The 13,792-nt window shown below is 74.5% G+C and carries 10 protein-coding genes; 7 read left to right on the top strand and 3 right to left on the bottom strand.

Annotated features, from left to right (window positions below; translation table 11 throughout):
* Positions 1 to 2: 2 nt before the first annotated feature.
* Complete coding sequence (locus E1293_RS16225; protein ID WP_132198233.1) at positions 3 to 1,529, bottom strand: hypothetical protein; 1,527 nt, start codon at positions 1,527 to 1,529, stop codon at positions 3 to 5.
* A gap of 137 nt (positions 1,530 to 1,666) precedes the next feature.
* Between E1293_RS16225 and E1293_RS16220 the strand changes: the two genes are divergently transcribed.
* The 4 genes from E1293_RS16220 to E1293_RS16205 all read left to right on the top strand — a co-directional run bounded on the left by E1293_RS16220 (position 1,667) and on the right by E1293_RS16205 (position 7,152).
* Entirely contained in the window at positions 1,667 to 4,705 is a 3,039-nt protein-coding gene (locus E1293_RS16220; RefSeq protein ID WP_132198232.1) for an FAD-binding and (Fe-S)-binding domain-containing protein, read from the top strand.
* Entirely contained in the window at positions 4,702 to 5,781 is a 1,080-nt protein-coding gene (locus E1293_RS16215; protein ID WP_132198231.1) for an enolase C-terminal domain-like protein, read from the top strand. Before E1293_RS16220 ends, E1293_RS16215 begins: the two co-directional genes overlap by 4 nt.
* Positions 5,782 to 5,850: 69 nt before the next feature.
* Positions 5,851 to 6,345, top strand: a complete 495-nt coding sequence (locus E1293_RS16210) for a MarR family winged helix-turn-helix transcriptional regulator (protein WP_132198230.1) — start codon at positions 5,851 to 5,853, stop codon at positions 6,343 to 6,345.
* A 99-nt stretch (positions 6,346 to 6,444) separates the two neighbouring features.
* Entirely contained in the window at positions 6,445 to 7,152 is a 708-nt protein-coding gene (locus E1293_RS16205; protein WP_132198229.1) for a DUF4142 domain-containing protein, read from the top strand.
* A gap of 7 nt (positions 7,153 to 7,159) precedes the next feature.
* Here the strand turns inward: E1293_RS16205 and E1293_RS16200 are convergent, their stop codons facing one another.
* Together E1293_RS16200 and pgfA are read right to left on the bottom strand one after the other, a co-directional pair.
* Positions 7,160 to 7,966, bottom strand: a complete 807-nt coding sequence (locus E1293_RS16200) for an NAD-dependent protein deacetylase (protein ID WP_132198237.1) — start codon at positions 7,964 to 7,966, stop codon at positions 7,160 to 7,162.
* Positions 7,967 to 8,050: 84 nt separating this feature from the next.
* Positions 8,051 to 9,043, bottom strand: coding sequence for a cell envelope lipid trafficking protein PgfA (gene pgfA, locus E1293_RS16195; protein ID WP_132198228.1), 993 nt, complete (start codon positions 9,041 to 9,043; stop codon positions 8,051 to 8,053).
* Between the two features lie 231 nt (positions 9,044 to 9,274).
* On the opposite strand from pgfA, the gene nirB reads away from it, so the two are divergent.
* Genes nirB through E1293_RS16180 form a run of 3 tightly spaced genes read left to right on the top strand, consistent with a single transcriptional unit; the run spans position 9,275 to position 13,788 of the window.
* Positions 9,275 to 11,773, top strand: a complete 2,499-nt coding sequence (gene nirB / locus E1293_RS16190) for a nitrite reductase large subunit NirB (protein ID WP_132198227.1) — start codon at positions 9,275 to 9,277, stop codon at positions 11,771 to 11,773.
* Complete coding sequence (locus E1293_RS16185; protein ID WP_132198226.1) at positions 11,770 to 13,242, top strand: FAD-dependent oxidoreductase; 1,473 nt, start codon at positions 11,770 to 11,772, stop codon at positions 13,240 to 13,242. The genes nirB and E1293_RS16185 overlap by 4 nt, the downstream gene beginning before the upstream one ends.
* Before the next feature lie 24 nt (positions 13,243 to 13,266).
* Positions 13,267 to 13,788 carry a gamma carbonic anhydrase family protein gene (locus E1293_RS16180; protein ID WP_132198225.1) on the top strand — a complete coding sequence of 174 codons (522 nt, stop codon included), beginning with the start codon at positions 13,267 to 13,269 and terminating at the stop codon, positions 13,786 to 13,788.
* Positions 13,789 to 13,792 lie beyond the last annotated feature (4 nt).

Below are 13,792 nucleotides of genomic sequence, written 5' to 3'. Positions count from 1 at the left end.
GGTCAGACGGGGCGGCCCCTCGCCCACTTCAGCCACTGGCCGGTCGACCGGACCGGCCCGAGCCGCGAGCAGAAGCCCCGCGCGGCCAGGTCGGCGGCGATGTCGAGGGCGGCGGTCTGCATGCCGAGGAAGCTGTCCACGGCCGGGTAGTGGTTGCCCGCCGTGGCCGCGCCGGAGGCGTAGAGCACGCCGTCCCCGCTCTCCGCGCCGAGCACCGCGAAGTTCTCCCCGACCGTGAGCCGGCCCGCGCCGTTGCGCCGGGCGCCGCCGTGCTCCAGCAGGTCGGCGAGGACCCGGTGCTCCGGCATGTCGGCCTCCAGCCCGGTGCAGTCGATGATGAAGTCGGAGACGTAGCGGCCGAGGCGCCCGTCGTCGCTGCGGGTGAGGCTGACGAGGCGGCCGTCCGGGGACGGCTCCACCCGGTCGACGACGGCCTGGAACGGGTGGTACCAGCCGCCCTGCCGGCCCCGCCGCATCTGCTCCTGCCAGCGGCGCAGCCGCGGCGTCGTCGTTCCGCCCACGGTCTTGGACAGTGCGGCGCGGCGCTCGCCGCCGGCCCGCCGGAACTGCGCCTTGAGCTGCCCGCCGAACGCCGACTTCGGCAGCGTGAACGCCTGGTAGGCCCAACCGTCGCCGCCCTTGCGCCGCATGAACGCGCCCGTCCCGTGCGCGCCGGTCACGAACGTGCGGAACATGTGCACGATCTGCGTCTGGAGCCCGTGCCGCTCCCGGTCCTCCATCAGCCGCTGCAGCACCCGGGACGCGACGATGCCGGCGCCACGCACCACGACCACGCCGGGACGCGACTTGAGCGTCTCGTACACGTGCTCGTGCGGCTCGTAGGCGTTCACGACCCGGTGGTAGTCGTTGTGGGTCTCCCGGAACTCCTGCAGGTCCGGGAGGAACTTCAGGCCGGGGTAGCCCACCGCGAGGTGCACGTATCGGGAGCGGATCGCGACGCGCTTTGTCGGGGACGTCCCGTGCGGCGGGGTCAGCACGGTGAAGTACCCGCCGCCCGCCCGCCGCCGCACCATCCGGACCTGCCCCTTGGCGAGCATCCGCCAGTAGGAGATCCGGTCGGCCTCGCGCCGCACCGTCTCGAAGACGGTGGCTGCGCGGGGGCTGAAGAAGTCGCCGAGCAGCGGCTCGCCCAGGACCTGGAGCACCAGCTTCGGCGACCTGTCGCGCCACGCCTCGTGCAGCGCGTAGGAGGGGAAGCCCCAGATGTTGTCGGGGCGGGCGCCGGCGTCGGAGCGGATCCGCTCCCCGGCCGGCAGCTGCGAGACGCGGGTCAGGTACTCCCAGGACTGCCAGGGCGCGTCCCGGCTCGACAGCACGCGGATCGAGGACGCCGCGACGCCCTGGATGCGCAGCACGTCCACCAGGCTGAACGATCCGAGCCCGCCGCCGACCGACACCAGCGGGACGTCGTAGACCGGGATGCCCGCGGCCTGGACGCGCTGGTCGTGCCAGACCGGGGTCCCGAGTAGGTCGGGCGTGAGATCACCATGGGTCCGGGCATCAGACAACGACTTCCCCCGAGGCGCGAATCCGACTGAAGCGGGCGATACTTTATCCCAACGAGGTGCCCGCGGGATGGGCGGAACCGCGACGGTCCGGTACCGCCGGGACGGTTGAGGGCCACGGGCCGGGTATGCGAATCCGCATGGCAGTTCCGGCGGAGACCACCAGGCAGGACGAACAGCGGGCAGGCGCGACGGCGTACGGGAAGGACGCGTTCCGGCGCGTGCTCGCCGAGCGGGTGGACGGCGAGGTCCGGTTCGACCCGGGCACCCGAGCCGCCTACTCCCACGACTCCTCCAACTACCAGCAGCCGCCCATCGGGGTGGTGGTGCCGAGGACGGTCGAGGCGGGCGCCGAGGCCGCCCTGGTGTGCGCCGAGCACGACGTCCCCGTCCTGTCGCGCGGCGGCGGGACGAGCCTGGCCGGGCAGTGCGTCAACGACGCCGTCGTCATCGACTGGTCCAAGTACTGCCGCGCGCTGATCTCGGTGGACCCGGAGGCGCGCCGCGCCGTCGTGGAGCCCGGGGCGTGCCTGGACGACCTGAACGACGAGCTGTCCGGGCACCGCCTCATGGTCGGGCCCAAGCCGTCCACCCACGACACCTGCACGATCGGCGGGATGATCGGCAACAACTCGTGCGGCGCGTCCGCGCAGGCGTACGGGAAGATGGTCGACTCCGTCGTGCGGCTGGAGGTCCTCACCTACGACGGCCTGCGGATGTGGGTCGGGGAGACCAGCGACGAGGAGTACGCGCGGATCCAGGCCGAGGGCGGGCGGCGCGCCGAGATCTACCGGGCGCTGCGGGACCTGCGCGACGACGGCATGGAGCTGATCCGCACCCGCTACCCCGACATCCCGCGGCGCGTGTCCGGCTACAACCTCGACTCCCTCCTCCCGGAGAAGAATTTCGACGTGGCCCGCGCCCTGGTCGGCTCGGAGGGCACGCTGGTCATCGTGCTGCGGGCGGAGATCCGCCTGGTGCCCGTCCCCGCGTACCAGTCGCTCGTCGTCCTCGGCTACGACGACATCGCCGCCGCCGGCGACGCCGTCGCGCGCGTCCTGCCGTCCCGGCCGCTCGCGCTGGAGGGCATGGACGACACCCTCCTCGACCTGGCCAAGGGGGACCACCTCGCCGGGCCGGCGGTGCTGGAGGAGATGCCCGACGGCGCGGGCTGGCTCATGGTCCGGTTCGGCGGCGACACCAAGGACGAGGCGGACGAGCGCGCCCGGAACCTGATCGGGGAGATGGAGGACGGGCCGAACCCGCCGCGCTGCGGCTTCCTGCACGACCCCGCCGAGGAGGAGCGGCTCTGGAAGGTCCGCGAGGCGGGGCTCGGCGCCACCGCCTACCCGCCCGGGCGTCCCGACACCCACGAGGGCTGGGAGGACGCGGCCGTCCCGCCCGACCGGCTCGGCGACTACCTGCGCGACTTCCGCGCCCTCATCCGGGACTGCCGCTTCGACCCCGTCTCCCTCTACGGGCACTTCGGGCAGGGCTGCGTCCACACCCGCATCCCCTTCGACCTGGAGGACGAGGGCGGCGCCGAGCGGTACCGCGAGTTCGCCGAGCGCGCCGCCCGCCTCGTCGCCTCCTACGGCGGGTCGCTGTCGGGCGAGCACGGCGACGGCCAGTCCCGCGGCGAACTGCTGCCGATCATGTTCGGGGACGAGGTCGTCCGGCTGTTCGAGCGGTTCAAGGCGGTCTTCGACCCGGGGAACCGGATGAACCCCGGCAAGATCGTCCACCCGCACCGGCTGGACGACGACCTGGACCACCTCGCCTACGACCCGTCCGAGCCGGACACCCACTTCTCCTTCCCCGACGACCACCACCGGTTCACCCACGCCGCCGCCCGCTGCGTCGGCATCGGCAAGTGCCGGGCGTCGTCGGGCGGCGTGATGTGCCCGAGCTACCGCGCCACGGGCGAGGAGGAGCACTCCACCCGCGGCCGGGCCCGCATCCTCATGGAGATGATGCGCGGCATGCCCGGCGACGACATGCCGGACCCCGCCGTGCCCGGACCGGGCGGCGCCGCCGTCATCACCGACGGGTGGCGGTCCGAGGACGTCCGCGACGCCCTCGACCTGTGCCTTGCGTGCAAGGGCTGCCGCAGCGACTGCCCCGTCAACGTCGACATGGCCACCTACAAGGCCGAGTTCCTCGCACACCACTACAAGGGCCGGATCCGGCCGCCCGCGCACTACACCATGGGCTGGCTGCCGCTGTGGGCCCGGATCGCCGCGCTCGCGCCCGGCGCCGCCAACACCGCCCTGCACATCCCCGGCCTGGACGCCGTCGCCAAGCGGATCGGCGGCATCGACCCGCGCCGCGACATGCCTCGCTTCGCCGGGCAGCGGTTCACCGACTGGTTCAAGACCCGCCCCGCCCGCAGTGCTCGTGACGGGGCGGACAAGCGGGTCGTGCTGTGGCCCGACACGTTCACCAACAACTTCCACCCGCACATCGGCAAGGCCGCCGTCCGCGTCCTGGAGGCGTCCGGCTACCAGGTGGAGGTCCCGCCGGTCCCGCTGTGCTGCGGGCTGACCTGGATCTCCACGGGGCAGCTGGACGTCGCCGCCCGCGTCCTGCGCCGCACCGTCCGGGCGCTGGCGCCGCGGCTGCGCGACGGCGTCCCCGTCATCGGGCTGGAGCCCAGCTGCACCGCCGTGTTCCGCGCCGACGCGCCCGAGCTGATGGCGGGCGATTCCGTCGAGGACGACGTCAAGCGGCTCCGCGACCAGACCAGGACGCTCGCCGAGCTGCTCGACGAGCACCAGGAGGAGACCGGCGGCGCCTCGCCCGGCGCGTCCCACGACGTCGTCGCCGGGCTCGACTCGCCGCGGGTCCGCGCGATCGCCCAGCCCCACTGCCACCAGCACGCGATCATGGGCTTCGGCGCCGACGAGCGGGTCCTGTCGCGCGCCGGCGTCGACGTGGAGACCCTCGACGTGGGGTGCTGCGGCCTCGCCGGCAACTTCGGATTCGAGGCGGGGCACTACGAGGTGTCCATAGCGGTCGCCGAGCAGGGTGTCTGGCCCGCCGTGCAGGACGCCGATCCTGGAACGGCCGTCCTCGCGGACGGGTTCTCCTGCCGGACGCAGATCGAGGCGGGCACCGGCGCCCGCCCCCGCCACCTCGCCGAGCTGCTCGCCGACCTGCTCCCGGAGGACGAGCGGTGACCGACCTGACCACCTCGGTGTACACCGTACCGACCGACGCGCCCGAGGCCGACGGAACGCTGTCGTGGACCTCCACCACCCTGGTCCTGGCCGAGGCCCGGCACGACGGCCGCACCGGGCTCGGCTGGACCTACGGCCCGGCCGCCGCCGCCACCCTCATCGGCGGCCTGCTGGAGCCCGAGGTCCGCGACGTCGACCCGATGGACGTGCCGCGCGCCCACGAGGCGATGCGGCGGGCCCTGCGCAACGCGGGCCGCCCCGGCATCGGGTCCATGGCGGTCTCCGCCGTCGACACCGCCCTGTGGGACCTCAAGGCCCGGCTCCTGGACGTCCCGCTGCACCGCCTGCTCGGCTCCGTCCGCACGGACGTGGACGTGTACGGGTCGGGCGGGTTCACCAGCTACGACGACGAGCGGACCCGCGCCCAGCTGCGGCACTGGTCGGCCGAGCTCGGCATCCCCCGCGTCAAGATCAAGATCGGCGGGTCGTGGGGCCGTGCGGAGGACCGCGACCTCGCCCGCCTGCGCCTCGCCCGCGCCGCCGTCGGGGACGGCGTCGCGCTGTTCGCCGACGCCAACGGCGCCTACGGCGTCAAGCAGGCGATCCGCGTCGCCCGTGCCGCCGAGGACGTCGGGCTGCGCTGGTTCGAGGAGCCCGTCAGCTCCGACGACCTCGCCGGGCTGCGGGCCGTCGCGGACGCCGCCGCCTGCGAGGTCGCCGCGGGGGAGTACGGCTACGACCTGCCGTACTTCGTCCCGCTGATGGACGCCGTCGACTGCCCGCAGACCGACGTGACCCGCTGCGGCGGCATCACCGAGTTCCTGCGCGTGGCCGCACTGGCCCGCGCCCGCCAGCGCGACCTGTCCGCGCACTGCGCCCCGCACCTGCACGCCGCCGTCATGACCGCCATCCCGAACGCCCGGCACATCGAGTGGTTCCACGACCACGTCAGGATCGAGTCGATGCTCTTCGACGGCTGCCTGTCCCCGTCCGGCGGGACGGTCCGCCCCCGCGAGGACCCCGGCAACGGCCTCACCCTGAGACGCGAGGACGCCGATGAGTTCCGCGTGGCATGACCGCCGCCCCGCGGGAGCGTTCCGGGGCCGCGTTGGCGCGGACGCGGCCGGGCATTGTAGAAAGTCGTCATGAGCGAGCACGCCGCCGCGGGGGAGGGCGGGGACGACGTCGACGCGGTCACCTCGGCGCTGCTGACCGCGTCCCGGCTTCTGGTCGCCGTCTCCGCGCGGTCCCTGTCGGCCGTGGAAGGCGCCGTCACCCTCCCGCAGTTCCGGCTGCTGGTCGTCCTGTCCTCGCAGGGGCCAGCCAAGCTGGTGACGCTCGCCGGGCTGCTGGAGGTCAACCCGTCCACCGCGATGCGGATGGTGGACCGGCTGGCCGCCGCCGGACTCGTCGACCGGCACGCCAGCCCCGACAGCGGCCGCGAGATCCGCATCCAGCTCACCGCCGCCGGGCGTGGCATCGTCGACGACGTCACCGCCCGCCGCCGCGCCGACATCGCCGGCGTGGTGTCCCGGATGCCGCCCGGGCAGCGGCACGCCCTCGTCGCCGCGCTGCGCGCCTTCACCGAGGCGGGCGGCGAGCCGCCGGTCGCCGGCCTCGCCCAGCTCGGCTGGACCTGAACCGCACCCGCCCTGAACCGCACCGCCTCTGAACCGCACCGGGCGCGGCTGCGTACCGCCGTACGCACGCCCTTCTCCTCGACCGAAAGGCGGCGGCGGATGCGCACACCCCTGCCTGGCGTCGCGGCGGCATGCGGCCTCGCCGCCATGCTGCTGCTCGGCGCCTGCACGGCGACCGGCCGCCAGGCCTCCGACGGCGCCGCCGTCGCGCCGTCGCCCGCCGACGAAGCCGCGCAGCAGTCCACCGTGGACACCAAATGGGGCCCGCTCGGCCCCGCCGACCGCGACCTCATCGTCCGGGTCCGGCAGGCGGCGCTGTGGGAGATCCCCGTCGGCCGCCAGGCCCAGCGCCGCGCCGCCCGCACCACGACCCGCCGCAACCTCGGCGAGATCGCCCGCCGGCACGCCGGGAGCGACGCGCTGGCCCGGCAGGCCGCCGTCAAGCTGAACGTGCCGCTGCCGGACCAGCCCACCCCCGAGCAGCAGAGCTGGCTGTCGGAGATCACCGGCAAGTCCGGCAACGACTACGACCGGACGGCGATCGCCCGCATGCGGACGGCCGACGGCCTGCTGTACGCGTCGATCGGGGCGGTGCGCGGCAGCACCCGCAACACGCTCGTCCGCGCCTTCGCCGAGAAGTGCGAGCCCGCCGTCCGCGCCCGCCTGAAGCTGCTGGAGGGCACCGGGTTCGTCACCGGCGACACCCTCCCCGACCCGCCGCAGGTCGCCAGCGCGCCCCTGCCCGGAAACCCGAAGCAGCCGGCCTCCCCGGCACCGGCCGCGACCGCCCTGCTGGCCGGGCGGTAGCGGGGCACTAGCCGTCCAGCTCGGCGAGGAGCGCGCCGAGGGTCGCGCCGAGCGGCGCGTCCAGCGTCACCAGGGCGTGCTCGTCGCCCCTGGTCGCGCCCCGGTTCACGATCGCCACCGGGACGCCGTGCCGGGCCGCGTGCCGCACGAACCGGTACCCCGACAGCACCGTCAGCGACGACCCGAGCACCAGCAGCGCACCCGCCCGCTCGGTCAGCGCGTAGCACTCCCGGACCCGGGCCGGCGGCACGTTCTCCCCGAAGAAGATCACATCCGGCTTGAGCGGGCCGCCGCACCGCTCGCAGCCGACGATCGCGAACGCCTCCACCGCCGCGTCCGGCAGGACGGCGTCGCCGTCGGGGTTGATCGCGGCGGCCGCCGCCTCCCAGCCGGGGTTCGCCGCGTGCAGCCGCTCCTCCAGCCGCTCGCGCGGGGTCCGCCGACCGCAGGACAGGCACACGACCCGGTGCAGCGCGCCGTGCAGCTCGACCACGCCGGCCGCGCCCGCCGCCTGCTGCAGCCCGTCGACGTTCTGGGTGATGATCCCGGCGAGCAGGCCGCGCCGCTGCAGCTCGGCGACCGCCCGGTGCCCCGCGTTCGGCCGGGCCCCGTCGATGTGCCGCCAGCCGAGATGGCTCCGCGCCCAGTACCGGCGGCGCGCCGCCTCGCTCCCGGTGAACGCCTGGTAGGTCATCGGGTCCGCGCGCCGCCGCCGGCCCGTCTCCCCGCGGTAGTCCGGGATGCCCGACTCGGTGGACAGGCCCGCGCCGCTCAGCACCACCACGTCGCCGCCGGCGACGAGACCGGCCAGCATCCGCAGCCGCGCCCCCGCCTCGCGCTCAACAACCTCCGTCACCCCTCCATGGTGCACGACCAGGACGAGTGCCGAACGAGCCCGCTAGCCGTCCGTCCGCGGGCCGGCGGCCCGCCGCGGCACGGGCCCTCCGCCGGCGCGGTGGCGCCGCGTGCGCCGCCCGGCCCGCAGGGTCAGCGGCAGCCCCGCCGCGACGAGCAGCAGCCCGGCGGCGCCGCCCGCGAGCGGGCCGGTGGTGCGCAGCAGGCGGATCTTCCCGGCGCCGTCCCCGGACTTGGCGAGCAGCGCCTTCCGCGACTCCGGCGTCATCCGCAGCGTGAAGTCGGCGACCACCAGCCCGCCCGGCCCCTCCTTCGGCCGCAGCGTCGACAGCACCTTCTGCCGCTGGTCGACGGGCGCGCCCGTCCGCGGGTCCACCCAGTAGGTGGCGTCGGCACGGTAGTAGCGGTCCACGGGCACGGCCGCGCCGCCCTTGGGGCGGCCGAGCAGCTCGGGCGGCACCGCGGGCAGCTCGCCGGCGACCTTGGTCTCCGGGACGTGCTGGACGAAGCGGTAGGTGAGGACGCCGCCGACGCGCTCCTTCCCGTCGAAGGAGACCGGCCAGGTCCGGCGGGTCGCGGTGTCGAACAGCTCCAGGCCCTTCGTGCGGACGTGCACCGGCCAGAACAGCCCGATGCCCGACTGGCGGACGCCCGTGTCGCCCTGGACCGCCGAGCCGCAGCAGTTCCGCAGCTCCCCGGTGCGGCGGTCGAAGGCGTACCGCTGCTTCTGGACCTCGATCGTGGTGCCGCGGACGGCGTCCTGGACGATCGTGCCGGAGTCCCACACCGCCACGCCGTCATGGGTGGAGCCCGGGTCGCCGCGGACGGTGTTGGTCGCCACGACCGTGGCGCCGGTGCGCGGGGCGGCCGTGGCGGCGTCGAGGTAGGAGGCGTTCTCGGCCTTCAGCCGCGTCACCTGGTACACGTCCGTGGGCGCGCCGATCAGCGTCGGGGCGACGTACAGCCGGGTGAGGACGCCGGCGGCGAGCAGGAACGCGCCGAGGCCGATGAGGGACGCACCGAAGATCCGTCGCATTGCCGCACTTCCCTTCTTCTTCTGACTTTCTCGCACGGCCTGCACAAAAGGAACTGAAACGGCGGACGACCTCACGATGTCTGTGCGGCCGCCCAGCGGGACCGTTCCACGCCGCACCGCATCCCACCGGCCCGGCCCCCCGGCGGCATCCGGCGGCGGTGAGGGCCAGTTAACGTGCGGGTGACGTGGGTGATCCCTACGGGAAATACGGGCCGCCGAGGATCGGGGCTCATGGGAGCCGACAGCAAACCGGACCGCCGCCTGGTCGTGGCCGGCCACGGACCGGCCGCGCACCGCCTGGTGGAGGCCCTGCGCGAGCGCGACACCGCCGCCGCGTGGACGATCACCGTCATCGGAGAGGAGCCCCGGGCCGCCTACGACAGGGTGGCGCTGACGACCCACCTGGAGGGCGCCGACCTGGCCTACCCGGCGCACGGCGGCGAGGTCGCCGTCCACACCGGCGAGCGGGTCACCGGCATCGACCGCGGCGCCCGTACCGTCACCACCTCCACCGGCCGGGCCGTCCCCTACGACGCGCTCGTCCTGGCCACCGGGTCCTCGCCGTTCGTGCCGCCGGTCGAGGGCAGGGACCTGCCCGGCGTGTTCGTCTACCGCACGATCGACGACCTGGACGCCATCCGCGAGTACGCGCGCGGGAAGGCGACCGGCGCCGTCGTCGGCGGCGGCCTCCTCGGCCTGGAGGCGGCCCGCGCGATCCAGGGCCTCGGGCTGCGCAGCGGCGTCGTCGAGGTCGCGCCCTGGCTCATGCCCCGCCAGCTGGACGAGGGCGGCGGCGCGATGCTGCGCCGCCACATCGAGGCGCTCGGCATGGCCGTCCACGCCGGCACCCCGATGCGCGGCCTCGAGGAGGGCGAGGACGGCTCGGTCGGGCGGGTCGTCCTCACCGGCGGGACGGAGATCGACGCCGAGGTCGTGGTGTTCTCCGCCGGCATCCGCCCCCGCGACGAGCTGGCCCGCGGCTGCGGCCTGCCGGTGGGGGAGCGCGGCGGCGTCGTCGTGGACGCGTCCTGCCGCACCGAGGACCCCGCCATCTGGGCCATCGGGGAGTGCGCCCTCATCGGCGGAACGGTGTACGGGCTGGTCGGCCCGTGCTTCTCCATGGCCGAGGTCGTCGCCGACCGGCTGCTGTCGCGCGACAGCACCGCCGTGTTCGGCGGCGCGGACATGTCGACCAAGCTCAAGCTGATGGGCGTGGACGTCGCCAGCTTCGGCGACCCGTTCGCCGGGCCCGGGGACGCGCTCGGCGTCACCTACACCGACCCCGTCGCCGGCGTCTACAAGAGGCTGGTCGTCAGCGACGACGCGCAGACCCTCCTGGGCGGCGTCCTCGTCGGCGACGCCGAGTCCTACGGGACGCTCCGCGCCTACGTCGGCGGGAGCCTGCCGGGGGCGCCCGAGCAGATGCTGTTCGGCGGCACCGAAGCCGCCGGCGGCGACCTGCCCGGCGCGACCGTGATCTGCTCCTGCAACAACGTCACCGCCGAGGGCATCCGCTGCGCGATCTCCGAGCACTCCCTCACCGACGTCCCCGGCGTGAAGGAATGCACCAGGGCCGGGACGAGCTGCGGCAGCTGCGTCCCGCTGGTCAAACGGATCCTGGACGCCGAGCTGACCGCCGCGGGCATCGAGGTCAGCAAGGCGATCTGCGAGCACTTCGACTACAGCCGCGCCGAGCTGTTCGACATCGTCCGCGCCGGGCGCGTCGCGAGCTTCACCCAGCTCGTCGAGGAGCACGGGACGGGACGCGGCTGCGACATCTGCAAGCCCGCCGTCGCCTCCATCCTGGCCAGCCTCGGCAACGGCCACATCCTGGCGGGCGAGCAGGCCGCGCTGCAGGACACCAACGACCACTTCCTCGCCAACCTGCAGAAGAACGGCACCTACTCGGTCGTCCCGCGCGTCCCCGGCGGGGAGATCACCCCGGAGAAGCTGATCGTGATCGGGGAGGTCGCCCGCGACTTCGGCCTCTACACCAAGATCACCGGCGGGCAGCGGATCGACCTGTTCGGCGCCCGCGTCGAGCAGCTCCCCGAGATCTGGCGGCGGCTCGTCGACGCCGGGTTCGAGTCCGGGCACGCCTACGGCAAGGCCCTCCGGACGGTGAAGTCGTGCGTCGGGTCCACCTGGTGCCGGTACGGGGTCCAGGACTCGGCCGCGATGGCGATCCGCCTGGAGCTGCGCTACCGGGGGCTGCGCGCCCCCCACAAGCTGAAGTCCGCCGTGTCGGGCTGCGCCCGCGAGTGCGCCGAGGCCCAGAGCAAGGACTTCGGCGTCATCGCCACCGAGAACGGCTGGAACCTGTACCTCGCCGGGAACGGCGGTATGCGGCCCCGGCACGCCGACCTGTTCGCCACCGACCTCACCGACGAGCAGCTGGTCACCTACGTCGACCGGTTCCTGATGTTCTACATCCGCACCGCCGACCGGCTGCAGCGCACCGCGACCTGGCTGGAGTCCCTCGACGGCGGCCTGGACTACCTCCGCGAGGTCATCGTCGACGACCGGCTCGGCATCTGCGCCGACCTCGACGCCGCCATGGCCCGCCACGTCGGCGCCTACTCCGACGAATGGCGCGACACCCTGGACGACCCCGAGCGGCTCGGCCGGTTCGTCTCCTTCGTCAACGCCCCGCAGACCCCCGACCCCAGCATCGCCTTCGAGGTCGAGCGCGACCAGATCAAGCCGCTCCCGCTGGAGGTGAAGCGATGAGCATCGTGGTGGTGGGGAACGGCATGGCCGGCTCCCGGTTCGTCGGGGAACTGCGGTCCCGGGACGCCGCGGCGCCCGTGACGGTGTTCGGCGCGGAGACCCAGCGCCCCTACAACCGGGTGCTGCTGTCCAACGTCCTCGCCGGGGTGACGCGGCCCGACCACATCAGCCTCGTCGACGCCGCCTGGTACGCCTCCCACGGCGTGGACGCCCGGCTCGGCGTCGAGGTCACCCGCATCGACTGCGCGGCGAAGGCCGTCCACGCCTCCGACGGCACCGTCACCCCCTACGAGACGCTCGTCCTCGCGACCGGCAGCACGGCCTTCATCCCGCCGATGCCCGGCCTCCGGGACGGCCTGCCGCTGGGCGCCCTGGTGTTCCGCACGCTGGACGACTGCCACCGCATCACCGAACTGGCCGACACGGCACGCCGCGCGGTCGTCGTCGGCGGCGGGCTGCTCGGCATCGAGGCCGCCCGCGGGCTCATGGGCCGCGGCCTGGACGTGACCGTCCTGCACCTGGCCGGGCACCTCATGGAACGCCAGCTCGACCCCGCCGCCGGGAAGGTCCTGGCCCGCACGCTCGCCGCCCTCGGCATCGGCACCCGGCTCCAGGCGAACGTCGCCGGCCTGCGCACCGCCGGCGGCGCGGTGACCGGCGTCGAGCTCGCCCTCCCCGGCGGCGGCACGGAGACCATCGGCGCCGACCTGGTCATCCTGTCGTGCGGCGTCCGCCCCGAGGTGTCCCTCGCCCGGGACGCGGGCCTGGCGATCGGCCGCGCCGTGATCGTCGACGACGAGCTGCGGTCGGTCACCGACCCGTCCGTCCGCGCCATCGGGGAGTGCTCCGAGCACCGCGACGAGGTGTACGGGCTCGTCGCGCCGGCCTGGGAGCAGGCGGGGGTGCTCGCGGGCCTGCTCGCCGGCACCGACCCCGCCGCCCGCTTCACCGGCGCCCGGCAGATCACCCGCCTCAAGGCCGCCGGGATCGAGCTGGCCTCCATGGGCGAGACCCACTTCGGCGACGATGACGACGACGTCGAGATCGTCCGGTTCACCGATTCGACCCGCGGCACCTACAAGAAGGCGGTCATCCGGGACGGGCGGCTGATCGGCGCGATCCTGCTCGGCGAGACCTCCACCGCCGGAACCCTCACCCGGCTGTACGACAGGGCCGCGCCGCTGCCGGCCGAACGGCTCGGCCTGCTGTTCCCCGGCCTCGGCGCCGCCGCCGAGGCCGGGTCGCCGCTGCGGATGCCGGACGCCGCCACCGTCTGCCAGTGCAACAACGTCAGCAAGGGGCAGATCCGAGCCTGCTGGCAGGCGGGCGCCCGCACCGCCGCCGACGCCGCCCGCGAGACCCGGGCGGGCACCGGCTGCGGGAGCTGCCGCGGCACCGTCGAGGGGATCCTCGCCTGGCTGGACGAGCAGGACCCGGCGGGCGCGCCGGACTCGGTGGACGTGGCGTGAGGCGGCGCGGGTAGGCTCCGCCGCATGGCCGTCTACGCGCTGGGAGACCAGGTACCCGACATCCACCCGTCCGCGTACGTCCATCCGGGCGCGACCGTCATCGGGTCGGTGGCGCTGGGGGAGGACGCCACCGTCTGGCCGGGCGCCGTGCTCCGCGGCGACTACGGGACGATCACCGTCGGCGCCCGCACGTCCGTCCAGGACGGCACCGTCGTGCACACCACCGCGCAGTGGCCCACCGTCATCGGCGCCGACTGCGTGATCGGCCACAACGCCCACCTGGAGGGCTGCGTCATCGAGGACCGCTGCCTGATCGGCTCCGGGTCGGTCGTCCTCAACCGCGCCCGCGTCGGCACCCGCGGCGTCGTCGGCGCCGGGGCCGTCCTGACCGAGGACGGCGCCGTCCCGCCCGAGCACACCGCCCTCGGGATCCCGGCCCGCGCCAGGCCCGGCGGCATCGACGAGAAGTGGCACACCGAGGCGGTCGCGATGTACGTGGGCAACGGCCGCCGGTACGCCGCCGAGCTCACCCTGATCAGGGCCTGACGGG

This window comes from Actinomadura darangshiensis (assembly GCF_004349235.1).
GTDB classification, from domain to species: domain Bacteria; phylum Actinomycetota; class Actinomycetes; order Streptosporangiales; family Streptosporangiaceae; genus Spirillospora; species Spirillospora darangshiensis.
The sequence above is the reverse complement of the archived record's forward strand: the minus strand, read 5'-3'. Positions and strand labels throughout refer to the sequence as shown.